The organism is Candidatus Zixiibacteriota bacterium (assembly GCA_035380245.1).
Taxonomy (GTDB): domain Bacteria; phylum Zixibacteria; class MSB-5A5; order GN15; family FEB-12; genus DAOSXA01.
In genome coordinates this window covers 402,340-426,058 of record DAOSXA010000001.1, presented here as the reverse complement: position 1 = coordinate 426,058, position 23,719 = coordinate 402,340, and the positions used below count along the sequence as shown (strand labels likewise).

General features: G+C 52.1%; 21 protein-coding genes. 11 read left to right on the top strand and 10 right to left on the bottom strand.

The features are described from left to right. Nucleotides 1–523: 523 nt before the first annotated feature. Nucleotides 524–3,322: a pitrilysin family protein gene (locus PLF13_01640; protein HOP05972.1), complete on the bottom strand. Its 2,799-nt coding sequence runs from the start codon at nucleotides 3,320–3,322 to the stop codon at nucleotides 524–526. A gap of 154 nt (nucleotides 3,323–3,476) precedes the next feature. Here PLF13_01640 and PLF13_01635 point away from each other — a divergent pair, with 154 nt between their 5' ends. From PLF13_01635 to secF, 3 genes are all read left to right on the top strand, one after another. Next, entirely contained in the window at nucleotides 3,477–3,953 is a 477-nt protein-coding gene (locus tag PLF13_01635; GenBank protein ID HOP05971.1) for a hypothetical protein, read from the top strand. Between the two features lie 102 nt (nucleotides 3,954–4,055). Continuing rightward, entirely contained in the window at nucleotides 4,056–5,753 is a 1,698-nt protein-coding gene (secD, locus tag PLF13_01630) for a protein translocase subunit SecD (protein ID HOP05970.1), read from the top strand. An 18-nt stretch (nucleotides 5,754–5,771) separates the two neighbouring features. Then, nucleotides 5,772–6,701: a protein translocase subunit SecF gene (gene secF / locus PLF13_01625; GenBank protein HOP05969.1), complete on the top strand. Its 930-nt coding sequence runs from the start codon at nucleotides 5,772–5,774 to the stop codon at nucleotides 6,699–6,701. Nucleotides 6,702–6,917: 216 nt separating this feature from the next. Here secF and PLF13_01620 read toward each other — a convergent pair whose 3' ends face one another. Beyond that, entirely contained in the window at nucleotides 6,918–7,586 is a 669-nt protein-coding gene (locus PLF13_01620; protein HOP05968.1) for a hypothetical protein, read from the bottom strand. Between the two features lie 9 nt (nucleotides 7,587–7,595). After that, on the bottom strand, nucleotides 7,596–8,300 hold the full coding sequence (locus PLF13_01615) for a hypothetical protein (protein ID HOP05967.1): 705 nt from the start codon (nucleotides 8,298–8,300) through the stop codon (nucleotides 7,596–7,598). Between the two features lie 121 nt (nucleotides 8,301–8,421). Here PLF13_01615 and PLF13_01610 point away from each other — a divergent pair, with 121 nt between their 5' ends. From PLF13_01610 to PLF13_01600, 3 genes are all read left to right on the top strand, one after another. Next, nucleotides 8,422–9,396 carry a hypothetical protein gene (locus tag PLF13_01610; protein ID HOP05966.1) on the top strand — a complete coding sequence of 325 codons (975 nt, stop codon included), beginning with the start codon at nucleotides 8,422–8,424 and terminating at the stop codon, nucleotides 9,394–9,396. A gap of 76 nt (nucleotides 9,397–9,472) precedes the next feature. Beyond that, nucleotides 9,473–9,595, top strand: a complete 123-nt coding sequence (locus PLF13_01605; protein HOP05965.1) for a hypothetical protein — start codon at nucleotides 9,473–9,475, stop codon at nucleotides 9,593–9,595. Between the two features lie 2 nt (nucleotides 9,596–9,597). Continuing rightward, nucleotides 9,598–10,155, top strand: a complete 558-nt coding sequence (locus PLF13_01600) for a hypothetical protein (protein HOP05964.1) — start codon at nucleotides 9,598–9,600, stop codon at nucleotides 10,153–10,155. Between the two features lie 42 nt (nucleotides 10,156–10,197). On the opposite strand, the gene PLF13_01595 is transcribed toward PLF13_01600, so the two are convergent. The 4 genes from PLF13_01595 to PLF13_01580 all read right to left on the bottom strand — a co-directional run bounded on the left by PLF13_01595 (nucleotide 10,198) and on the right by PLF13_01580 (nucleotide 14,428). After that, a complete protein-coding gene (locus tag PLF13_01595; protein ID HOP05963.1) occupies nucleotides 10,198–12,477 on the bottom strand; it encodes a methyl-accepting chemotaxis protein in 2,280 nt (759 codons plus the stop codon). A 327-nt stretch (nucleotides 12,478–12,804) separates the two neighbouring features. Continuing rightward, entirely contained in the window at nucleotides 12,805–13,236 is a 432-nt protein-coding gene (locus PLF13_01590) for a DUF2914 domain-containing protein (protein HOP05962.1), read from the bottom strand. Between the two features lie 104 nt (nucleotides 13,237–13,340). Further along, nucleotides 13,341–14,111: a type III pantothenate kinase gene (locus tag PLF13_01585; protein ID HOP05961.1), complete on the bottom strand. Its 771-nt coding sequence runs from the start codon at nucleotides 14,109–14,111 to the stop codon at nucleotides 13,341–13,343. 32 nt (nucleotides 14,112–14,143) lie between these two features. Beyond that, the gene (locus PLF13_01580; GenBank protein ID HOP05960.1) at nucleotides 14,144–14,428 is read right to left on the bottom strand and encodes a hypothetical protein; all 285 of its coding nucleotides are present in this window, start codon (nucleotides 14,426–14,428) and stop codon (nucleotides 14,144–14,146) included. A 155-nt stretch (nucleotides 14,429–14,583) separates the two neighbouring features. On the opposite strand from PLF13_01580, the gene PLF13_01575 reads away from it, so the two are divergent. The 5 genes from PLF13_01575 (at nucleotide 14,584) to PLF13_01555 (ending at nucleotide 18,959) form a co-directional block, all read left to right on the top strand. Then, a complete protein-coding gene (locus tag PLF13_01575; GenBank protein HOP05959.1) occupies nucleotides 14,584–15,099 on the top strand; it encodes a tetratricopeptide repeat protein in 516 nt (171 codons plus the stop codon). 42 nt (nucleotides 15,100–15,141) lie between these two features. Beyond that, nucleotides 15,142–15,828 (top strand): DUF116 domain-containing protein, encoded by a 687-nt coding sequence (locus tag PLF13_01570; protein ID HOP05958.1) that lies wholly within the window; start codon nucleotides 15,142–15,144, stop codon nucleotides 15,826–15,828. Then, a complete protein-coding gene (locus PLF13_01565; GenBank protein HOP05957.1) occupies nucleotides 15,794–16,228 on the top strand; it encodes a GNAT family N-acetyltransferase in 435 nt (144 codons plus the stop codon). Before PLF13_01570 ends, PLF13_01565 begins: the two co-directional genes overlap by 35 nt. Nucleotides 16,229–16,422: 194 nt before the next feature. After that, nucleotides 16,423–17,943 (top strand): cytochrome ubiquinol oxidase subunit I, encoded by a 1,521-nt coding sequence (locus PLF13_01560; protein ID HOP05956.1) that lies wholly within the window; start codon nucleotides 16,423–16,425, stop codon nucleotides 17,941–17,943. Further along, on the top strand, nucleotides 17,940–18,959 hold the full coding sequence (locus PLF13_01555; protein ID HOP05955.1) for a hypothetical protein: 1,020 nt from the start codon (nucleotides 17,940–17,942) through the stop codon (nucleotides 18,957–18,959). The genes PLF13_01560 and PLF13_01555 overlap by 4 nt, the downstream gene beginning before the upstream one ends. Before the next feature lie 78 nt (nucleotides 18,960–19,037). On the opposite strand, the gene PLF13_01550 is transcribed toward PLF13_01555, so the two are convergent. From PLF13_01550 to PLF13_01540, 3 genes are read right to left on the bottom strand one after another with little or no spacing between them, the layout of a single operon-like run. Continuing rightward, nucleotides 19,038–19,592, bottom strand: a complete 555-nt coding sequence (locus PLF13_01550) for a TlpA disulfide reductase family protein (GenBank protein HOP05954.1) — start codon at nucleotides 19,590–19,592, stop codon at nucleotides 19,038–19,040. 48 nt (nucleotides 19,593–19,640) lie between these two features. Further along, on the bottom strand, nucleotides 19,641–20,171 hold the full coding sequence (locus PLF13_01545) for a thioredoxin family protein (protein ID HOP05953.1): 531 nt from the start codon (nucleotides 20,169–20,171) through the stop codon (nucleotides 19,641–19,643). Between the two features lie 13 nt (nucleotides 20,172–20,184). Then, a complete protein-coding gene (locus PLF13_01540; protein ID HOP05952.1) occupies nucleotides 20,185–23,643 on the bottom strand; it encodes a DNA polymerase III subunit alpha in 3,459 nt (1,152 codons plus the stop codon). Nucleotides 23,644–23,719: the final 76 nt, after the last annotated feature.

The following is a 23,719-nucleotide window of genomic DNA, read 5'->3' as shown; positions in this document are numbered from 1 at the left end:
CGTCCTGGTTGATGTCATAATATTTCTCATCCGGTTCGCACGTAAACGAACCGACAATTCCCTTCCAACAACGCTCTACCATTACAATCCCGATCAGGATTCCAGCATTCCGCGAAACAAGGTCGAAACCGAAGAACGTCTGCTGCTCACCAATTCCCACCCGAGGGGTGGGTCACCTTAATGCGGACGGGAAGGTGTTGGGTGCTGTTGCGAACTTCCCACCCGAGGGGTGGGCACAAAAATCGATACAAATTGTAGGTCGAAACTCCTGTCCGCCGAAGGCGGATCGCGAAGCGAAGTTTCGACACCTGTTAACGTTTGCAAACTTCCCACCCGAGGGGTGGGGCACCTTAATGCGAAGCTTTCAGATATATCCCACCCGTGGACGGGCGGGCCACCAGACCGAAGAACGTATGTCGCTCACCAACGCGTTTGGATTCTTCGCGAGTTCATTCATCGGAGTTTGATAGGGTAGATTCCGCGGTTGTTCAATCGTAAGTTAGGTTAGCAACCTGACACCGGACTATTGCTTATTCTCGGGTCGGTTACCGGCGCTCGACAGGATATAAGCATCGGTGCGGAACCAACGCGCCATTGCCCGGCGGATCGAATCAATCGACACCTGCGACACCGCCGTCAGGTAAGCTTTGTCGTATCCCAGGCCGAGTCCGAGGTATGCGTTTTCAGCCAGGTAATAGGCCTGGTTAATCCGGGCCAGGCGGCTGGATGACATCCGTCCCATAATCTGGTTGCGAGCTGTCGCGAGTTCTTCGGCTGTCGGACCATCGAGCTTAAGTTTCTCGATCTGGAGAATAATTCCCTCGACAGCTTTATCGTAGTTATCGCTGCCGGTGCCGATGCTGCAATAGGTCCAGCCGAAGTCGCGATCGAAATAAGAGCTGGCTCCTACCGAATAGGCCAGGCCTTGTTTCTCGCGCAAGCTCCCGAACAGCCGCTCCGACAGAAGTGTTGTGGCAACTTTGATCGCGGCTACGTCGGGATCCATGATGCCCGGGAGCGGTGAACCGAGAAGAATCGATATCTGATCCGATTCCATCTGCTGGTGAGTGTTGCGGACTTCAAGGAACGACTCAATCTCTACCTGCGGCAGCGACGATAAGCTGTCGGCGGCAAGACGTCCGAACGTTCCCTCGATCCAATTCAGTACCTCATCGGCAGGCTGGTTGCAGGCGATGGTCAGGATCATGTTGCCGGGAGAGTAAAACATCCGATGGTGCTCAATCAGGCTTTCACGAGTAACGGCGGCAATACTCTGCGGTGTACCGGCGACCGGGCGGGCGTAAGGTTGATCTCCGAGGAGGCTGGATATGAATTGCTGTCCGGCCAGATAACCGGGTGAGCCGGCTTTGCGCCCCAGGATTGCCAGCATGGAGCGCCGCACCGATTCGACGGCGGCGGAATCGAACGCCGGTCGTTGCATTATTTCGGCGAACAAGTGGAAACCGCGTGAGGCGAACTCGTCGATCGTTTCGAATTTGGCGAACGAGTACCGCCGATTCGTGTAGTGATCATCGAACGGGATCCAGGGATTATCGTAGAGACTAACACGGGCCCCGATTTTGGCCAGATCACGGCTGAGTTCTTCTTCCGTTCGTGTAACGGTTCCCTTTTCGAGACAACGGTTGACGAAATCAGTTATTCCCTCAAGACCTTCCGGCTCTCGCAACGTACGGTTTTTACCAAGTATGTTAACGGCAAACACCCGGCTGTCGGGACTGGACTTGATGATATACTGAAGGCCGTTGTCAAGCACACCGGAACGGTAATCGGCCTGGTCGATATAAGTCAGCTCAACCGAGTCGGTCGATGGAAATTCCAGCGGTACGCCCTGGGTAAGATCGTAAACAGGAATCTGAACCGTATCAAAATAAGCGACAACCTCCGTTTCGCTCATTTCTATCGGTTCATAAAGAATCTGTCCGGAATCGGTGCTCGGCCGTACGACTGTCGCGACATAGTCGGGCCATTGCAGCCAGCGTCCGGCTGCTTCCTGACTCTGCTGCCAGGTGACCTCGGCCAGGCGGTCGGCATAACTGTCAATGAAATCCCAACCGGCGGACATCATTAGCGGTGAAATCATGAAGGCGTAATAGTGCAGTCGCTCGGCGTTATAAATCCGGTCGCATTTGACGCTGACCTTGATCCCTTCGACGGTCTCGGCATCGGCCTGGAAGGTCATCATATCGGCCAGTTTGGCCAGGATCGTCTTGACAATTACTTCCGATTTGTCCGGTTTGTCGGTTAAAACCGATATTTCCAGGCGAGAGAACTCAGCGTAGGGGGTAAGGCCGACAGAAACTTCGGTCGCCAGCGGCGGATCAGATTCCAACAAAGCTTTCTTCAAAGGAGACACGCCGTCCATGGACAGGTACTGACTCAGTAAATCCAGGGCAAGATAATCGCGGTGCCCCGGTTCCGGCAGGTTGATGGAAACGCCGATATGGGTTTCGGTGACATTGGCTACTGTGTCCAGAATTTTGCCCGAAGAACTCATCTCGTGAGCTTCGAGGCCATTGGAAGGATTATTGCGACTTTCGATGAAATCCTGAATTCCCGATTCGGTCGGAGGTTGTTCCGGTTGGTTGGGGGCCGGTCCGAAAACGGCCTCGGCCATTGCGATCATACTGTCGGCAACGAAATCACCGACGATCAGGGCGACCATATTTTTCGGCTCGTAAAACCGCTTCCAATAATCGATAACGGCTGCGCGGGGGATATTCTCGATAAAGGCCTCATAGCCCAGTACCGGACGAGCATAGTCGGTACCACCGTAGGCTTTTTCGGTAAAAAAGGCATCGGCGGCATAACCGGGGCTGTCTTTGTCCCGTTTGATTTCCTCAATCACCACTTTTCGCTCTTTGGCCATCTCGGCTTCGGGGAAATTGGAGTTGAACAGCATATCTGCCTGAACGGTAAGGCCGTATTTGATATGTTGCCCGGGCAACAGCACCAGATAAGCGGTCAGGTCTTTGGCGGTAAAAGCGTTGATATATCCGCCCAGATTACGGATGCCCTTGTCGAGTTGCTCTCGGGTTTGATTGATCGTACCGTCGAAAAGGAGATGCTCCAGGAAATGGGTAATGCCGTTTTCAAATCGGGACTCGTATTTGCTTCCGGATTTAACGAAAACTACGCTGGCTACCATGTCGGAGGAATGATTTTCCTGGAGAATAAGCTCCATGCCGTTTGCCAGCCGGTGAGTAACGGCGGTAGTTGCCGAAGAATCCGGCGAGATTAAAACCAGACTAAATATGCAAATGAGTGCCGTTTTCAGAATGACAGTTACCCCTTTATCGTTCATCACTTTCTCCCGATATATCAAATATGTTCACAACCGGCCCCGCGGGGCTTCCTTGAAGCCAATAATAAGCTGTGGGGTCGATCCCGTGTCAAGGGATGGACGAGAATTGAATTGACTTATGGGTGCTTTTAGTTATATTCGCGGCGATTTACGTATGCAGAAACTCATCCAAAAAGCTGTTGAAACCGGAAAAGCTACGACTGTGTTAGTGGCTTTAATCAGTCTCGTTATAAGCGGGTTGATAGTTGTCGATCAGGTTTCCGTGACGATTGACAACAAAGCCAAAGCAGTCGATGAACCAGTCGTGGTGATAGTTGATGATCCCTCGGCTGATCTGGTACGGCTTGAAGAGTCGGACCAGCCGGCTGACCCGAAAGATGCCTCGGAGAACATGACTCCTTCCGGCAAACCTAACTGCCGTCCGGTAGCCTTTTTGGTTTCAGCTGAGTTCAGTAAACCAAACAACAGCAACGATCGCACGCCTTTGGATGAACGGAATGAAGACGTCGTTTTGATCGAAACGACAACGCGATCGACAGGTACGACTGCCTGTGCCAGTTGTGCCCAGGTCAAACCCAGCCTTGGCCGACAATTCACTCTTGTCGGCGCCCGTCCTTCCGGCACGAGCTAACGTGTCCCCGTTTTGATTCGCCGCTGTTTGGCGGATCACCTTTCATCTGGAAACGAACGAATCATTAAAATAAACTAACGCTGGAAAGGAATTTCCATGTCCATGAAAAACTGGCGTGTCGGCCTGACCATAATCCTGATCTTAGGATCCCTGTTTGCCCTGTGGGATACCTTCCGGTTGTGGTCGATGGACGACACCGCAAAAGCCAAGATGGCCACCGATGAGCCTGGTGAGTTGCTTGCGCTGCAGCAAAAAGCTATCCGCCTGGGTCTCGATCTCCAGGGTGGTATTCACGTGGTATTGCGTGTTAAGCTGGAGGAGATCGATGATGCCCAGCGCGACGATGCCGTTGACCGGGCCATGCAGATCATTCGTAACCGTGTTGACGGTTTGGGTGTGGCAGAGCCGACCATCGTTAAGCAAGGTCGAGAACGCATCATTGTCGATTTACCCGGCTACACTGACGCCGAACGCGCTGAGGAGTTGATCGGTCAGACGGCGTTGCTTCAGTTCAAGCTGATGGAAACCCCGGATAATGCTTCAGTGCTCCTGCAGCGGTTGGATTCAGCCATCTCGGCGCTCGAAATCTCGAAATTGAGCGATGAAGAACGCGCCAGGCTCGAAGCGGGTGAAGAAGCCGTGACCGAGGAAGTCGATCTGGCGGCTGATCTGCTCGGAGATACGGTTTCCGATACGGCTGCTCTGTTTGCTTTCGAAGAGAATACCTCGACTGCCGAAACCGAATTCCCGCTGACCTCCCGTCTGGAATGGGCGCTTTATTCGAGTCGGACCAACACCAACTGGCCGGCCTTTGCCGTTTCCAAGAACGATAAAGAGAAGGTCGATCAGTGGCTGAACGATCCTTCGGTTGCATCGCTCATTCCGATCGATGTTGAATTTGCCTGGTCGACTCGTATCGAGACGCGCAACAGCAAGCAGGTCTATATGCTGTACATGCTCAAGCGCAAGGTTCAGTTCCTGGGCAAGTTCCTCGAAAATATCGCACTTGCGACCGACAACATGGGTGCGCATGTGGTTAATTTCCAGCTCTCCGGACAGGGAGCCGCTCGCTTCTCGCAGTTGACCGGCGCTAATATCGATAAGCCGTTGGCGATTGTTTTGGACAACCGCGTCGAATCGGCCCCGATTATTAACAGCAAGATCCGCCAGCGGGGACAGATCACCATGGGAAGCTCGGCCTCTTTTGAGGACGCTCGTAATATGGAGATCGTACTCAAGGCCGGTGCTCTTCCGGCCCCGGTGGAGATTATCGAGAAAAACGTCGTGGGGGCTTCGCTCGGAGCAGATTCGATCAAGAAGGGATTTTACTCGTCATTGCTCGGTCTGGTCCTGGTGCTTTTGTTTATTGCCATTTATTACCGCCTGTCGGGGATTATTGCCGATATCGGTCTGCTTTTCAACATCTTCTTCCTGCTGGCCGTATTGGATGCCCTGGGAGCGACGTTGACCATGCCCGGTATCGCCGGTATCATTTTGACGATCGGTATGTCGGTCGACTCGAACATTCTTATTTTCGAGCGTATCCGAGAGGAATTGCGAACCGGTAAGACGGTTCGAGCCTCAATCGATGCCGGTTATGATCGAGCCTTTGTGGCGATTTTCGATTCCCACGTCACTACCCTGATTACGGCCGGAGCCCTGTTCCTGCTCGGCTCAGGACCCATCAAGGGTTTTGCGGTGACGTTGTTCTGGGGTATTGTTATTTCGCTGTACACGGCGTTTGTCATTACCAAGCAGGTGTTTGACATTCGCAAAGGCTATCGTACGCTGAGTATTTAACGAAAGGGTGCCAAAACCATGTTTAGGATTATTGGTGATACCAACATCGACTTTATCGGTGCCCGAAAGATCGCCTTTGTGATTTCTTTGGCGCTGATTGCCATAGGCGTTTTCGCCTTTGTTATGATCGCTTCCGGCAAAGGGAACCTGGGGATTGACTTCGCCGGCGGTAACCTGGTCTACGGTTATTTCGATCAACCGGTACAAATTGATGCTCTCCGGTCCGCTCTCAGTTCGGATTTCCCGGATGCCAAGATTACCGAACTGAAGAGCTTCGAAAAAGAGAATGCCTTCATCATTAAAATCAAGCGGCCGGAGTCCGAGGCTCAGGGTAAGGAAAGAGCCGCTCAGTTGCGCAATGATATCGCAGCCGCCTTTACCGACAACCCGTTCACGGTCGAATCGGAACATATTATCGGTCCGGCCGTCGGTGAGACTTTGCGTAAGGATGCCCAGTGGGCGGTGCTCCTGTCGCTGTGCGGCATCATTGTCTACATCTGGATCCGGTTCGATTTCCGTTCGGGAGTTGCGGCAACGATCGCAACTTTCCACGATGTATTGGCGGTACTGGGATTAACCTATCTGTTGGGGGTCGAGTTCGACCTGTTGCTGGTGACCGCCTTGCTCACCCTGGCCGGTTATTCACTCACCGATACGGTGGTTGTGTATGACCGGATTCGTGAAAACCTGAAGCACTTCCGCACCAAGGGGCAGTTCGCTGCTGCCGTGAATGCCTCGATCAACGAGGTGCTTTCACGGACAATTAATACCTCGTTGACTACATTGCTTGTGGTCGGGACGTTGTTTTTCTTTGGCGGTGAAGTGCTCCGCACGTTTGCTCTGGCGCTAATCCTGGGGATTATCGTCGGTACGTACAGCTCGGTGTTCGTGGCCAGCCCGATCGTCGTGGAATGGGAAGCCCGTCACCCGCGCCGTTTCAAGAACTGATCGATATTTTAGATTGTCGATATACGAAGACCGGGTTGCTCGATCAGAGCAGCCCGGTTTTGTTGTGATATTAACGATACATGGGCGGTAGACGTCCCGTCAGCCTCTGCAGTAGGGCATGTCTCTCCGAGACATGCCATTGTGTTGTTGCTATGATCTCTTATCCAACCCGTGGACGGGTTGGCCACCGGGGCGTGGTTGATTCGTTCGCCGCGATTAGAACGTCTGCGAGAAGCCGAGGAGCAACATGCCCAGGGCTCCCAGTAAGGTAGCTTTACGGGCAGCATCCATTTTATCGAAGTAGCTGTATTCCGCTATACGGATATCCGAGGGAGCTATCTCTATCGGATTATCCTTATCCGATACGCCTGTCAGTAAATCCCGCGAGGCGTCATAACGACCACCTCCACGACCGAACTTCACTCGCTCCCAGCAGGGATTGACGCCGGGGTCGATCATTTCCTCGTCACAGGTAGTGTCGACCATACACATCTTGAGTGAGTCGGGCCACATGTAACGAGTGCCGTGATTAATCTGACGGAATTGAAGGTATTGGATATTTTCCATTAGTCGGCTGAACGAGGAGTCTCCGGTCCGGCCGGCGACCGACCAGTCGTTCGGGTCGATTTTGCCTGAGCCCTGATCGAACTTTACCAGCACCAGGTTCGACTCTTCCTCCGAGGCGGTCTGCGCCCCACCGGTTGTGTCGGTTTCGACCACGGCGCCGACGAGATCAGCCATGCGCACCAGACTGACGAATTTCTTGTCGGCGTGCTCGGGGATTTGATCCGGTCTAATCGTCACGCGTTTGACCGAGCAACCCGCGATCAGGATAATCCCAAGCAATAAAGCGATCGAACCGGCAATAGTTATTTTCCCAGTCATGATCACACCCTACGGACGGAAACCGATTGATAGAGTAAGCTGGCCGCCGGTAAGATCGGCCGCATCGTTATTGTGACTGTCGAGTACATACCAGGAGCCGTTGTACGACGTACCTGGACCAGGGGAGATGTTGTCGTTGTTGAAGTCGCTCGCGAAGTTAACTGTGTATCTCAACTCAATGAAAGCACCCCGGTTGAACAGGCGCAGATCACGCTGAAGTCCGCCGGTGACAAAGAGGCTGGAGCAGCCAAGATTATCTATCGGACCCGATGTCTGGCCGGTTTTATCTGAGGGACTCTCAGGCCAGGACCAGTCAACATCGGCATAACCATAGGGAGTGATTGAGAAACCTGCCCCCACAAGCGCGCTGTATTTCTCCAAACGTTCTGATGGAAAGCCGAGCCGAAGAGAGGCCGATAGTTGCAGAGAGAACAACCTGAGCGATTCCTTGAAATGAATCGCACCCTCGGGTGCGAGATAGTCGTACTCTCGGGTTCCACCGTGTGAGACGAAGAGCAACTCCAATTGTCCAAATGCCCCTTCCGCCAACTTCTTTTCCTCGGAGACGCCGATCTCGAAACCGGCCAGCAGACCTGGATTGTCGCCGGTTCCGTCACCGTGATAATTTGACAGCGAGGTCCCGAGCTTGAATCCGAGTGGTCCAATCGCACCGGTGGCAGGCGCCAGTGCAAGAAGTAATAATACAATTCCCACAAACGTTGGCCGGAGTATCATGCCGCATGATATAGATTGCGCCGTCTACTATCAAGGCATAACTTATTGGATAAGCTGAACGCTCTGGTTGGATCGATTACCGGAATCAGGAGAATAATCTTTGCCGAGTACCCGATGGATCAGCAGTGTGTCCACATTGCGACTAATCGTATTGGGAGTAACGATACTTTGTGCTTCGATAGTTATTACCTCATGTCAAATCACTGAAAGCTCCCATGCCGAAGGCTGGGTGCTTATGGATTCTTTGACCAGCGCCGACCTTAACGCCATCGATGGTGCTTCGAACGACTTGATATACGCAGTGGGGGCGGAAGGGACGGTGTTGACCAACTCCGACGGTGCGTGGCACATCGTCGATGTCCCGGTCGAAACGGATCTATACGACGTCTGGGTCGGTTCGGCGAACAACATTTTTGCCGTGGGCGCCAATGGCACGATCCTGCACTACGATGGCGTTTCCTGGAGCGACACGAGCGTCAGCAGCTTTGTCACCCTTCGTTCCATTTGGAGCGACGACGAAGGACACCTCATGCTGGCCGGAGATATGGGAACCGTCATGGAATACACCGATGGCGCCTGGCAACTCATACCGAGCAGCAACTCTTCAACCCTCGCTGCCGGCTGGGGTGGGCAAGTGCTAGTGCATCCCGGTCTTGACCTCAAGCAGACCTTCCTGACAGTGGCACGCGGTCACGGTCTGGCGCATTACGACGGAGACGAATGGGACTTCCTCGGCGTTGCTTCGGGCGGGTATATCCAGAGCATTTGGGGAGACTGCTGGAACGACCTGTTCGCGGTCGGTACTGACGGTCTGATCGTTCACTTCAATGGGCGCACCCTGTCCCGTCAAACCTCGCCGACCATTCATGATTTACGCGCAGTTTCAGGTCGCTATCGAACTGTAGCCCTGGCAGTTGGTGATAACGGCGCGGCTGTTTTCTACAACGGCAGCACCTGGTCCAGCGTTTCCGAGGATGATCTGGAAATCAACTTTCGGGGAGTCTGGATGAGTAAGGACCATACTGCCTACGTAGTCGGTGAGAGCGGTACCGTCTATCACTGGTCAAGTCGTTGATTGACCCTTCGTTGACAATTAAGATCGCATTACTTATCCTTGTGGCCTGACCCGGGGAACCGGATTTATTAACAATATGAATATGTCTGTTTCATATATTGATGTTACCGAGAACGTCGATAAGGCCAAAGGACTCAAGTTAGTCTGTGAACCGGAAATGCTTCGTTTCTTCAAGGGTCGATTCGAGGAGATTGATTGAACATGTTGCGTATTGTCAGAACATTATTGGCGCTGTCTCTGGTCATGGCCGTTGCCTGTGGTCAGAAAGAGGCTTCACCGGATGCGAATAAACAAGGGAAAACAGCCGAATCACCAATGCCGTCCGTAACGGCTTCGTTTGACAACCGTGTCGAGTTCGCTGCCTGGTTGCTGGAGCAGGCTCGGGCGGGTAACGAGGAAGGTTTGATGAAGGCTGTAACACCGTTCGAGTACGTGATGAAATTACGTTCCTCGAAAGGATTTTCTAAACCGACCGACCAGCTCAGATTGCAACTCGAAGAGAAGCATCGGAAACACTACGAAGAACAAGTCCGACGATTCATGGCGCGTTTCAAGTCCACTACTCCGGACCAACTGAATCTTGTCGATATCGGCATGGATGAATTCGGAGACGAAGAGATAACCGAAATCGAAACTCAAACCCGCAGCGGTCTTCATTCCGATTTTGGGGAAGTGGTGATTGTCCGGGGCGACACTACCTATAAGTTACGGCTTTTTCGTTACGGTGGTAGCTGGTATGCCGCTGAGTTGGGTGGATAATAACTCGTAACTATAAATTATAGTTCGATAAAGAGCCGGTTCTTATATGAGAATCGGCTCTTCTGTTTTTTCTTCTGAATGTTGACAGTGGCTGCCGAGGTCGAACTGTGCCACCAGACCGGTTAATCCCTCGGCCTGGCCGTTAAGAGTCAGAGCAATATCTGAGAGATCACGAATAGAGACATTCATATTCTCAGTGACATTGGCCGTTCTGGCTACGTTCCGAGCGATACCGGTAGCGCCGCTGGAAGTCTCATCGACAGAACGAGAAATCTCGATAGTACCGTGGGCCAGTTCACGGGCGTTGTTGGAAACCGATTCGGCTCCGGACGCACTGCCCGAAATCGAACCGGAGATATTGTTGATGGCAGTGCTTTGGTTCTCGATGGCATGAGCGACTTCAGCCGAAAGGCTGTTGATCTGTTCCGTAACTTCGAGGATTTTTGCGATAGCTTCAACTGCTTCATCAGTATCGGATTGCATCGACCGCACCTGTGAGGTAATCTCAGCGGTGGCCATTGCCGTTTGTTTGGCCAGTTCCTTGACTTCATTGGCGACCACGGCGAAGCCTCGACCGGCCTCTCCGGCTGAAGCGGCCTCGATGGCGGCGTTAAGAGCCAGCAGGTTGGTCTGGTCGGCAATGTCGGTAATCGATCCGACAATCTTGTCGATTGCCCGGGCGTTGGCAGCGAGTGAATCCATTTTTTCCTTGGCCGACCGAGCCGTGCGGTCCGCGTCACCGGCAATGCTGGCGGTAGCATCTGAATTCCGAGTAACCTCGTCCATAGCGCTGCTTATCTCATGAACCGCGGATGATACCCCTTTTACGGAACTGGACATATTGGCGGCTGCCGTTGATAGTTCCTCGATATGGAGAGAATTCTCCTTTACCGCTGATGCCACTACGTTCATGTTGGTGCTGATCTCTTCCGAAGCGGAAGCTGAGGTATTGATAGAGCCGTAGACCAGAGTCGCGCCCTCTGAAAGTTGTTCACTGGCCGTCCCGATCCTTTGTGAAATCTTCAACAGAGCTGCGGCATCGGATTTTATCTGTTGCACCATAGTCCGGAAGTTGTGAAGCATTTTGGCGAAGGCTTGTCCCAGGACATCGGACTCCGACATCGTTGGGATTTCAATGGCCAGATTGTTATCGGCGATGGCTTCGGCGGAGTGCGCCAATCGCCACAGATAATCTCGGAGGGCTGCGAACGATACGGCCAGATCTCCCAGTTCGTCATTTGAGGTTGCAGCCAGATTGTGGTCCACTTCGCCGATCGACATAGCGCGCGCAGTTGATGATATTCTGTTGATACGACGGGAAATACGCCGTGCGGTATAGCGATTCAAACCCAACAGCAGGATAAACAAACCGGCGCCTATGCCCAGGTCGATGAACAGGTTTCGTTTAAGACCCGCCAGAACTTGTTCGTCGGGGATAACGGTAACAAGAGAAGGTCGCCAGTGATCGAACATACCGGGGCTGTTTGGATCTTCAGTCCCAATGGCCGATGTGCAAACAAAGGCTCCGCCGCGGCTGAGATTAAGTTCATTGATGATGGTTGTCTGTTTCTGCCGATGAGTCATGCCGTAATTAGCCAGGAGAGTCAAATCAGCGTCGGTAAGGACATTATCACCGGCTTCGACGGAAGCCGCGACTTCGTTTGATTGAGCGAACAGTAAATACACGCAGGCTTGATCGTATTTATAATCCGCCAGTGTTTTCGAGCAGTCCTTAACAAGCTGGTGGATCGGTGCAAAGTCCATGAAAGCCATGAAATAACCGTTCTTTTCTCCTGAGGTGGATTTTGTCGGATAACAAAAGACGGTCGTAGTCGGATATTGCGCTCCCCAGCGGCTGAGCATGGGGCTCCAGCCGTAGTGGATAATGGTAGTGTCGTGACGGTTGTAATATTCGAATTCCGGTAACTTTTGACCGATCAGGTCATTCGCATAACCTTCGAGTTGATTACTTTTTTCCAGGTCAACAACTGTACCGTCCAATGTCACCAGCGCCCAGGCCAGTACCCCCGGCATTGAGTTAATTTTCCGGGTTATCTCATCGTGAAAGTCAATGGTGGCGTTGAATTCAATGACATATCCAAAAATGTCTTCCCGAGTCAGATTGAAAAACATCATCTCCTGACCCATAAGGGGAAATTCCAACTTTTCAGCGTATTGTTTCGTGGCGTTGCTGATCAATACTTCGCTGTTGTGTAAAAACTCTGTTTTGGAGCTGAAATAGAAATAGGTTACGGTGCCTATCAAGACAATCAGACTAACGATACCTGGTAACATGATCTGATTGCGGATACTCCATCTCATACACATACTCCACTTAACGAAATCAGGTTCTGGCGTAACATCGGATCTGATCGTACGCAACTGCGCCGCACGCAGCTATCTGGACCAAGACTGAACGCCGCTTTATTTCGTTTATTCGGATCAGGCGGGATTTGCCACCCTTTTTCGTGCCTGTATTGGTGAATATCGGCCCGGGATTGGGATCGCTTAACCCGTTGAACCGGTTGATATAGGGGTATTTGTAGAGGAGTAAATGGGGATTGAGGAGTCGGTTGGAATTAACTTACTAACGAATACCGACTTTTCAAAAAGCCGGGGCGGTCATAATCTCCGCCCCGGTCAAGATATTTACTGCTTTTCGGTTCGAGTTACAGTGAATTTCTTCGAAACCAGTGTCTGTCCGGAAGCATCAACCACTTTCACTTCCCAGTTCCCGTCCCATTCGGGAAGGATGTTCTTGGAACTGTATGTCCGCCAGTTAGCGCTCTTGACAGACAGCTCAACACTAGCCATCTCCTTCCCCTCGAAATACCAATTGTGTTTGATGAAGGTTGTGTCGACGGCGCCTTTAACTCTGGTCCAGAGGCAGACTTTACCGATATCATCGCCGAAGCTGTCTGCTTCACCTGTCGGCAGACGATCCACCACGTCGGAGCACAGAACTGCTTCGATGGTTATGCCGGTGGTTTTATCCGGCGTTGCTTCATCTCCGGTTTGAGCGGCTCCCGCGGCAACCAGGATTAACAAAACTGCCAGGAATGAGAAAACCAGTTTACCCATTTCTTAACCTCCATAGGGTGTGGTCTTTTACAGGAGCAAGATGAAATATAACAACCTGTTGGCATTAGTGCAACCATGTCGACATCCGGCTATCCGGAAATCGCTTATTCCCGGTTCATTTCGCCGATGATGCGTAAACCATGAAGCGTCAGGGTCGGTTCCACCAGTTCGACGTGCCTTGAGAATTCTTCTATTCCATAAGCCAGCCCGCCGGTGGCAACTATATGACATTTTGAGAAACCGGTTTCACGAAGAATCTCGTCGACAATTCGATCAACCTGCCCGAGCGTGCCGTAAAACAGTCCTGATTGCAGAGCCAGTTCAGTCGATTTACCCACGACAGCGGAGGGATGTACCAGACTTATCTCGTGTAACTGTGCAGCCTTGCGCGCCAGCTCCTTCATTGAGGTTTCCGGGCCGGGAATAATGACTCCGCCAAGATATCGATTATTGGCGTCAACGACGTCAAAGGTGGTGGCGGTGCCGAAATCGACAACGATCAGCGGTTTGCCGTAAAATGCCAGGCCGGCCACACCATTGGCGATACGATCAGCGCCCAATTGTGCCGGTCGATCTATCTCAATGGACATGGGCAGCTTGCATGAGGATGTAACTACGACCGGGTGACCGGGAAGACGGGATTCCAGCGCCCGCGTAAGAGCACCGGTCAGACGCGGCACTACTGATCCGACAACGCTGTGAGTTACAACGGTGCTGTCAATCCCGGAACGCCTGAGAAATCCGTCGATCAAAAAGCCGGCTTCATCGGAGGTCATCCGTTCACGTGTTGACAACCGTGCTGTCGCCTGGAGTTGATCTCCGGAGAACAATCCCAGAACGATGTTCGTATTGCCGATATCGACGGCTAGTAGCAAGAGGAGTGTCCTTTCGGTAGCATATTTCTATCCTACATCATCGGTTGATGAGTAGGTCCCGGTCCGTAGGTCATTTCGCGGTTGATCTTTTCAGCTGATTTGTAAGCGTCCCATATACCCCATATCCAGAGAATCGGAGTTGTAATAAAGCCGATCAGGATCAACATCAGGATGAGGGAGATAGTAAATCCGACTATAAAGGCTACGCCTTTGGCAATCTGCCCGTTGTATATTTGCCCCAGCCCCATATAGAAAAACGATAAAACTGCGGCCAGGCCGGGATTTTTAAGGATCAGGGGCGGTGGTTGATAGTTCATTATGTCTCCTTGACTGCTAGGTCAATTTACTAATCCGTATATAAGTATCGCAACTCTGTTTGTTTATTCAACTGATTTTCCGTGCAGATATCCTTCTGATTGCCCGATATCAGGATCAAGGAAGACTTATGTAATCCCTGAAGCGTGGAGATGTTTTGAGAATTGCGATTTTTCTGATCCTGACCGGGATAATCCTTTCCTGTGGAAATCACCCGGATGTAATCAGGACCAATCACCAGCCTTCTCAATTAGCAACTCTTGCGGTCGACAGTCTGTCCGACAGGGAGGCGGATTCGGATGCCTCGCTCAAGGAAGGACTGGCGTTGTTCCGTACCGGTAATTACGAACGGGCTCAGACATTGTTCGAAAAATCGCTGGAGGAAAATTACCGCAACTGGAAAGCGCATTATTATCTGGGATTGACTTTACGCCTTAGGGATATGCCGGATCAGGCCCTGGCGGCTCTCCATCACGGCCTTCGTCTCGCCCCCGATGATCCCCGCGCCAGAAGCCGGATATATGTGGCTATTGGCGAAGTTTCGGAATCAACCGGCGCGATCGGCAAGGCTCGGATCAGCTTTATGACCGCCTTGCAGATTTGGCCGGAATCGGATTCTGCCCGGGACGGATTAGCCCGGCTGGAAAACCTCGATCCGGCCGACAGTCGCTGAAAAAACTTCTGTCCCGAGACCGGGCTGCCTATATTCTCTGTCATGAATAATCCCGCTCCGACTTACTGCCTCGATTCAACGTTCCGACGTCGTCTGCGCGAATTTACCGATGAGTTTATATCTTCAGGGTATGATCGTTTCTCCCGCGAATTTAACGGTCTGGATCGGTATATTGAACAAGCCTTAAAAGATGACTGCGGAGAACGACTGCGGCGGACTCCAAAGGTTAAATACCTGTTGGAAATGGTTTCCTTTCAAATTCTCGATGATCTCAATCGCGAGGCTTTTAATACTGCTCCCAAGACCCTTCTGGTTATACCGGATTGCCTTTCTTTACATAATCCGGACTGCCTTAAGGAAGATGGACCGTTCGGTGATATTTGCCGGCAATGTACTCCCTCCTGTCAGGCCAATCAGATGGTCGCTTTGGCCGATCGTTATAATATCCCGGCAGTATTCTCCAAACGGAATTTGGAGCAGCAGTTGAAACACTATCGAGATGAGTTGGGGGATTACGGAGTAATCGGGGTAGCTTGTATCAATATGCTGGCTGCCGGTATGCGCTCGGCGGCTGAGGTCGAAGTTCCGGCTCGAGGTGTTCTGTTAAACTTCAGCGGCTGTGAACACTGGCAGAACCAACCTTGTGCGTCTGAATTCAGTATGACCTGGCTCGAAGAAATTCTCACGGAGAAATATGGAAAACCGCATAAGACAACTGACTCCCGATGATTACGACGACATTATCCGGGTTTGGGCCGATGCCGGATTGCCGTATCGTCCCGACGGACGGGACAGTCGCGAACATATCAACAGCGAAATGGAACGTTCCGATACGGCTTTCTACGGATTGTTCGAAGACGACCGCATGGTGGCGGTTGGAGTGATGACTTACGACGGTCGCAAGGGATGGATCAACCGGGTCGCGGTAGATCCGGACTGCCGCGGTCGTGGTCTGGCGGTGGAAATTGTCGAAGCCGGGGAGAGGTTTCTTCGGGGGCTCGGAGCGCAAGTTATTGCCTGTCTGATCGAAGGACAGAATTTACCTTCAATGGCGTTGTTTGGGAAAATGGGTTACAGCTACCATGAGGATATCCTATATTTCTCCAAGCGCGACTCCAGCAATGTTTGATTTTGCTTTCTCCTCAGTAAAGAAGATTTTAACTATCTTACAGTTATAGTTAAAGATGATGTCTCACTTGACCTTAAGTGTGGACTATATATAGATTTACGAAGGCGACAATTTAACAAAACTTGACGCCTTTGGGGGCACTTACTAAGATAAAACAAAGCTAGGTTGAGCTTACCATACACGGAGAGTGATTCATGGACTATCCTTTTTGGGACACCGGTCTGTCATACGGCTGGTTGATGGCCGGTATCGCAGTGATCCATGTCTTCGTCTCGCATTTCGCCATCGGAGGGGGCCTTTATCTGGCCGTGGCGGAAACTCGAGCCCGGAGGAAAAACGATGCCGATGCCTTGGGGTTTCTTCAGGGTCTGAGCAAATTTTTCGTACTGACCACCCTGGTGTTCGGCGCCCTGACCGGTGTTGGGATCTGGTTCATTATCGGTCTGCTTAATCCGGCGGCCACGGAATTATTAATCCACAATTTCGTCTGGGGCTGGGCCACCGAATGGTGTTTTTTCCTCATCGAAATCATGGCGGCCATAATCTACCTGTATGGTTGGAAGTCGATGTCGGCGAGGAACCATATGACCGTTGGCTGGATTTATTTCGGAGCGGCCTGGATGTCGCTGTTTATTATTAACGGCATCCTCAGTTTTATGCTCTCGCCGGGAGACTGGATCGTTACCGGAAGTTTCTGGGACGGTTTCTTCAATCCGACTTTCTTCTCTTCGCTTATCCTGAGGACGGGTATTTGTGTCATGCTGGCCGGTCTGTTTGCCCTTTTAGTAGTCAGTGTGCGTAAATCGGACGATTTCAAAAGACGCACGGTGACTTACAATGCCTGGTGGGCGATAGTCGGTTTGGTAATCATGGTCCCGAGTCTCTTTTGGTACTGGGCATCCATCCCGGCCAATATCACCCAGACGGCGCTCAATATGATGCCGACTCCGATTATTTCCTGGGGGCTGACTTTCAAGCTGCTGATTGCCGTGGCGGTCCTGGTGCTGCTGTTTGGCCTGTTGCTGCGTAAAGCGGTTTCCCTGCCGGTAGCGCTGGTGATGATGGCGCTGGGATTGGTGTGGTTTGGAGCTTTTGAATTCTTCCGCGAATCGGTTCGCAAGCCGTATGTCGTCTCCGATTACATGTACGGTAACGGTATGGAGGTAGCCAGGGCCGATCAGTATCTCCAGGAGGGACTCTTGCTGAATATGAAATACCGTACTGGCGACGACGGTGCGGATTTGTTTCGTCATGCCTGTCGCTCCTGTCATACGGTCGACGGTTACAAGGCGCTCAAGCCGGCTTATGACGGTATGGATGAAGAGCTCATTGCCAATACGATGGTCGGTTTGCATGTCATGCGCGGCAACATGCCGCCCTTCCTCGGAAATGAAGATGAAGCCGGATTACTCGCTGCCCATATTTACAAGCACACGGATCATAGGTCAGTGGCTGAGATTTACGGTCTTTCGAGAGTTGATCTGGGACGAAAGGTGTATGACCTGCGCTGCGGCAAATGCCATGTTTTTGGCGGGTATAATGATAAATCATCGTCGATTCTGGGGCTCAGTGAACAGGACATCTATGACCTGCTCGAAATGGCCGGTGATCTGGCCGAGGAGATGCCGCCGTTTACGGGCGACAGCACTGAGGCGGCAGCTTTCGTGGAATTTCTCATGTTTAAGACTAAAGCTGCGGAAGGAGGTGCACTATGAACCTTCCCGACTACAACTTTCTGTCGGCCCCGCTCTGGTTGATCACGGTTTTGCATATCCTGACGCTGACGCTGCATTTAGCAGCTATGAATTTCGTCCTGGGCGGCGGTCTGGTATTATTGCTGGCTAAGTTCAACAATAAATGGCAGGATGAATCGATCCAGCGTTTCGTTAAGCTGTTTCCGACGCTGATGGCCGCAACGATTACGATAGGGGTGGCGCCGCTTCTGTTCGTACAGTTAACTTTCCATAAGCAGGTTTACGCCTCGACCATCGTAACGGCCTGGCCCTGGCTGGTGATTTTAGCCGCTGTGATGTTTTCGTACTATTTCCTTTACGGAGCATCGTTCACTAAATCCAGGGAGCGGGTCGGGATCTATCTGGGTCTGGCAATGCTCGGGATGGCATATGTCTCGTTCGTTTACAGTTCATCGTTCAGCCTCTCCGAGAATCCTTTACTGACGCAACAATTGTACTCCGGTAACCAGTCCGGTTTCGTGTTGAATCCCGAGGTCGGTTCCTATCTGGTGCGCTGGTTTCACATGATCCTGGGAGCTATTACCGTCGGGGCGTTCTTTGTCGGCTGGATCGGCCGGAAAAGTCAGGCCATGTATCAAATCGGCAAGAAGTTCTTTCTCTGCGGGATGTTGGCGGCAATGGTTATGGGGCTGATTTATTTATTCACGCTGGGTGATTATCTCGTTCCGTTTATGCAAAGTTCCGGAATCTGGCTCGTGACGGTTGGCTTTATTCTGTCGCTCGGTTCACTGCATTTCTTTTTCAAGAGGAAGTTCGCGATATCCGGGCTGATGGTTTTCGTTTCCATGCTGGCCATGGTTTCGGCCCGTCATGTTCTGCGGCTTGTTCATCTTCAGAAATTCTGGGACCCGGCTAATATCCCGATCCGGTCGCAATGGTCGGTCTTGATCGTTTTCGTGCTTTGTTTCGTACTGGCTTTGGGATTAATCTGGTACATGCTGAAGTTGTTCTTCAGTGACAGCCAACAACCGGCTTAGTCCGTTATATGGCATAAATAAAAACGGGTGCAGCCTTATCAGGTTGCGCCCGTTTGTTATATCAGATTCGTTTTCGAGCTAGAGAATTTGTTCGAAAGCCTGCTTGAAAGTTTCGTAATCGCGACCACCGACAAACCTTTGTACTTCGTTGCCGTTGCGGTCGAAGAAGATCGTGGTCGGCACATTCCGTATATCCGGGAAACCGGCTATAACATTCTCATCAACCATGAGCATGGGCCAGTCCATGCCGTTTTTTCCGGCGAACTGCTTGACGTTGTTCGGTTGGTCCCTGACGGCAATGCCGACTAACTCAATTCCCTTGTCGCGGTAATCGTTGTAAATACGTACGAGATCGGGTATTTCGGCACGACAGGGGGGACACCAGGTGCCCCAGAAATTAATCACCACCGGCTGTTTACCGATCCACTCATCGGACTGGTGTAAAAAACCATCGACATCATACGCCGCAAACGAAACGGTTGTCCCGGTGGAGGCGGGTACTTTACTCTGTGTAGTCGTGCTTTGTGCCGCTGCCTGTGTCCCGGAGTTGTGTTCCTGGGTGGTGTCGGAACTACCGCAGCCGAACACCAACAACGCTATCAGGGAAGGGCCTATCATCAAGATCTTCTTCATCAATGGTCGTTTCCTTTCAGTTTGATCACAGGTCAGTCTGTCGGCTGTTTATTGCCCCGAGCTATCGGCTTTTTGGTCTTCAGTTGGTGGTTTCTCGTATTGTCTTTCCGAGACGATCTTCAAGGCTTGAGCCAATTGGGCTGAACTCTGATAGCCACGTAAAGCGCCAAGTTTAGTCCCGTCGGATTCGAGGAACCAATAGGTGGGATAACCTCCGACGCGATAGACGGCTTTGGCGAGATCCCGTTCGGTGATCTTGTAGCCGTCGATGTCGAGGGTGTCACGAGAGTCACCATCGATCTTAACGGCGACGAAATCCTTATTTATGGCGGCTACGATAGCCGGATCGACAAAGGTCGTTTTGTTCATTTTTTTGCAAAAGCCGCACCAGCCGGTCGTGAAATTGGCTAAGATATGCTTGCCGTTTTCCTTGGCGGCGGCCAGTCCTTCGTCGTATTTCATCCAGTTGATTTCTGTAGCGGAAGGTTCAGCGCCCTTTTGGTCGTTTTTCTGTTCGTCTGCTCCGGCCGTTGAAACGGTGAGGAGCAGAAGCAGGGCTGAGGTGATCAAAAATCTCATACGGCTCCATTCGCTAAGCTGATACATCGTTCTTAGATAACGGTCTAAAGTAGGCGCTGGTTTCCCCCAGCAAGTCTTTTAGGTCGTTTAACAACTCGAAATCCGGTTTAACGGCGTACCTCTTTGATCTGATATATACTTCAGATCCATTGTGTTGCGCCGCCAGAAGCACCGGTGATTTCCCGCTGTGTTCCTCAAGGGATTTAAGGGCGCGGTCAATTGTTTCATCGGAGCAGTCGGTATTGATCCTTATAACCAACTGACAATCGTAGCGTTCCGTCAGTTCTTCCAAAGGAACTACTTCCTGGGCAAGGATTTTCGGATCCTCACCCTCTCGGGTAGAAACCCGGCCGGTAGTCAGGACAATCCGATCCGATTCAATATACTGTCGGTGTTTCTCATAGCAATCTGAAAACATGATTAACTCGACCGATCCCGTGAAGTCTTCCTGAGTCACGAAGGCCATGTTGTTGCCCTTCTTATCGATCATCGTTTTGACCTGTGTGATGATCCCGCCGATGGTAACTTCGCGGTCGTCCGGAACTGATTTCAATGCCGCCGAGTCGGTGGATGAAAAGAACCGGAGTGACTCACGGTAACGTTCCAGCGGATGTCCCGATACGTAAAATCCGAGCACTCCTTTTTCCCGATTGAGGCGATCAGAGTTGGACCATTCCGGTATGTCCGGAAGACTTGGGGCGACTCGTTCGACTTTGCCGCCGCTTCCGGCGAAAAGGTCGTGACTGGCCGATTGCACCGCTGCTTTATGCCCGAACTCCAACATCGCCTCGACGGCAGCATGTTGCTGTGACCGATGTCCCGGCAGTGAGTCGCAGGCACCGGCGGCGATGATCGATTCCAGCACTCGCCGGTTAATCGACTTCGGCGCTACCCGTTCTGCCAGGTCCGCGATATCGATGAAGGGACCATTCTCCCGGCGTTCCTCAACGATCGCCGTGGCCGGATTACTGCCGACGTTTTTGATCGCCAGCAGGCCGAAGCGGATATTGCCGTCCACCACCGAGAAATCCACCTCGGACTCGTTGACGTCGGGCGGCAGAACTTTGATCCCCATCCGGCGGCATTCCTCCATGAGGATACGAATGCGGTCGGCATCGGAGATTTCCGAGGACATCAGGGCCGCCATAAACTCCTGCGGATAGTAGTGTTTGAGCCAGGCGGTTTGATAAGCGACGAAGGCGTAGCAGGTGGAATGAGCCTTGTTAAAGCCGTAGCGGGCAAAAGTCTCGATCTGGTCGAAAATCTCCTCGGCGACTTTGGCGTCGACCTTCTGTTCTTCGGCTCCCTTCATGAACTCACGCCGTTGCTGAGCCATGAGATTGGCGTCTTTTTTGCCCATCGCCTTACGGAGAATATCCGCCTTGCCGAGCGAATATCCGGCAAGCTGATTGGCGATTTTCAGGACGTGTTCCTGGAAAACGATAATCCCGTAGGTGTTGCTGAGGATTTCTTTCAGTTTCGGATGATCGTATTCAATCTTCAACTGATTTTTTTTGCGCTTGATATATTCGTCGATCATCCCCGAGTCGAGCGGCCCGGGACGATAGAGCGCGTTCATGGCGGTAATGTCGGTAAAATTCTCCGGAGCGAGACGCCGCAGATACTCGCGCATGCCGCTGGATTCAAACTGGAAGATGCCAATCGTGTCGCCGCGCGCGAAAATATCGTAGACAACGGGATCATCCAGCGGGATTTCGTCGATCTCGATATCGGTTTCGGGATGATTCTGTTTGATCATTTTGAGGGCGTCGTCGATCACCGTCAAGGTGCGCAGCCCGAGGAAGTCCATCTTGAGCAGGCCGATCTGCTCCACCCGCTTCATATCGAACTGGGTAGTTACTTCGTCCTTGGCTCCCTTGTAGAGCGGTACATAGTCTATCAAGGGAGCTGGGGCAATCACCACGCCGGCGGCATGAGTGGAGCAATGTCGCGCCAATCCCTCAAGCGTCTTGCAGATGTCGATCAGGTGCTCCACCCGCTTGTCCTGTTTGACCATTTTGGCCAGTTCGGAATCTTTGGCGGTAAGCGCCTTTTCGAGCGTCATATCAATCGCCAGCGGGATCGCCTTGGCGATTTTATCCACCTCACCGTAAGGCATGGCAAGCACGCGGCCGACATCGCGCACCACCCCGCGGGCAGCCATGGTGCCAAAAGTTATGATCTGACAAACATTGTCTTTGCCGTACTTTTCGATAACATACTGTATTATTTTGTCGCGTCCGCGATCGGCGAAATCAATATCGATATCCGGCATGGAGATTCGTTCCGGATTCAGGAACCGCTCGAACAGCAGCTCGAAGCGAATCGGATCGACGTTGGTAATGCCGCAGAGATAGGAGACCAGCGATCCGGCAGCGCTGCCGCGCCCGGGGCCAACCCGGATCCCATGAGAGCGGGAATACTCACAAAAGTCGCGTACGATCAGGAAATAGCCGCCATAGCCCATCTGCTTAATAACGCCCATCTCGTATTCGAGCCGCTCTTCGATCTCTGGTGTTACTTCCTTGTAACGGACCGGCAGCGCCTCGCGACAAATGTGTTCCAGGTATACTTCAGGGGTAGTGAATTCCTTTGGGAGCGGGTAAACCGGAAGGAGCATTTTACCCATTTCCAACTCGAGATTGCAGGCCTCGGCCACCTTAATCGTGTTTTCCAGGGCCAGCTTGAAATCTCCTAAAGCCTCTTCCATCTCCTCGGCCGATTTGAAGTAAATCTGGTCGGTGTTGTAGCGCATCCGGTCGGTATCGGACACCTGTTTCCCGGTCTGAATGCAAAGGAGGGCGTCATGAGCTTCGGCGTCCTCGCGACGGAGATAGTGGCAGTCGTTGGTCGCCAGCAGCGGTATGCCTGTTTCGCGGGCAATAGCCTCAATTTTGGGGATGATCTGCAGTTCCTTGTCAATGCCGTGATTCTGCAGCTCAAGGTAGAAGTTGCCCGGTCCGAAAATGTCCTGAAGCTCTCGCGCTGCCGCAACGGCTGCCTCGGTGTCGCCGCGGAGCAAGTGCCAGTTTACCTCTCCCTTGAGACAGGCGGAACTGGCAATCAGATTACCGGCATATTTCCGGAGTAACTCTTTGTCTACCCGGGGGCGATGATAGAAGCCTTCGAGGAATCCATACGACGAGAGCTTCATAAGATTATGATATCCCTCGAGGTTCCTGGCCAGCAGAACGAGATGGAAGCCACCGTCGGGATATTTCTGCGAGGGGCTTTTTTCATGGCGACTGCCGCCTGCCACGTAGGCTTCCATGCCGATGATCGGTTTAATTCCGGCCTTGATCGCCTTCTGGTAGAACTCAATAGCACCAAACATGTTGCCGTGGTCGGTCATGGCCAGGGCGGGCATTTTCAACTCTTTGGCAAGAGCGATGGCATCATCGATGCGACAGGCCCCATCCAACAATGAATACTGGGTGTGGGTGTGCAGATGTACAAAATTGGCGTATTTCATAATTCGATCGTAGTCTGGAAGGCGGATCGGCTTTGTTTGCAGGCTCCTTATTCCCTGCTCGACATTTTAAGCAAAA

Excerpts from the sequence above, each read along its gene's own strand:
- PLF13_01640 (HOP05972.1), bottom strand. The coding sequence starts at position 3,322 with ATGAACGATAAAGGGGTAACTGTCATTCTGAAAACGGCACTCATTTGC.
- PLF13_01635 (HOP05971.1), top strand. The coding sequence starts at position 3,477 with ATGCAGAAACTCATCCAAAAAGCTGTTGAAACCGGAAAAGCTACGACT.
- secD (HOP05970.1), top strand. The coding sequence starts at position 4,056 with ATGAAAAACTGGCGTGTCGGCCTGACCATAATCCTGATCTTAGGATCC.
- secF (HOP05969.1), top strand. The coding sequence starts at position 5,772 with ATGTTTAGGATTATTGGTGATACCAACATCGACTTTATCGGTGCCCGA.
- PLF13_01620 (HOP05968.1), bottom strand. The coding sequence starts at position 7,586 with ATGACTGGGAAAATAACTATTGCCGGTTCGATCGCTTTATTGCTTGGG.
- PLF13_01605 (HOP05965.1), top strand. The coding sequence starts at position 9,473 with ATGAATATGTCTGTTTCATATATTGATGTTACCGAGAACGTCGATAAG.
- PLF13_01600 (HOP05964.1), top strand. The coding sequence starts at position 9,598 with ATGTTGCGTATTGTCAGAACATTATTGGCGCTGTCTCTGGTCATGGCC.
- PLF13_01595 (HOP05963.1), bottom strand. The coding sequence starts at position 12,477 with ATGAGATGGAGTATCCGCAATCAGATCATGTTACCAGGTATCGTTAGT.
- PLF13_01590 (HOP05962.1), bottom strand. The coding sequence starts at position 13,236 with ATGGGTAAACTGGTTTTCTCATTCCTGGCAGTTTTGTTAATCCTGGTT.
- PLF13_01580 (HOP05960.1), bottom strand. The coding sequence starts at position 14,428 with ATGAACTATCAACCACCGCCCCTGATCCTTAAAAATCCCGGCCTGGCC.
- PLF13_01570 (HOP05958.1), top strand. The coding sequence starts at position 15,142 with ATGAATAATCCCGCTCCGACTTACTGCCTCGATTCAACGTTCCGACGT.
- PLF13_01565 (HOP05957.1), top strand. The coding sequence starts at position 15,794 with ATGGAAAACCGCATAAGACAACTGACTCCCGATGATTACGACGACATT.
- PLF13_01560 (HOP05956.1), top strand. The coding sequence starts at position 16,423 with ATGGACTATCCTTTTTGGGACACCGGTCTGTCATACGGCTGGTTGATG.
- PLF13_01555 (HOP05955.1), top strand. The coding sequence starts at position 17,940 with ATGAACCTTCCCGACTACAACTTTCTGTCGGCCCCGCTCTGGTTGATC.
- PLF13_01550 (HOP05954.1), bottom strand. The coding sequence starts at position 19,592 with ATGAAGAAGATCTTGATGATAGGCCCTTCCCTGATAGCGTTGTTGGTG.
- PLF13_01545 (HOP05953.1), bottom strand. The coding sequence starts at position 20,171 with ATGAGATTTTTGATCACCTCAGCCCTGCTTCTGCTCCTCACCGTTTCA.
- PLF13_01540 (HOP05952.1), bottom strand. The coding sequence starts at position 23,643 with ATGAAATACGCCAATTTTGTACATCTGCACACCCACACCCAGTATTCA.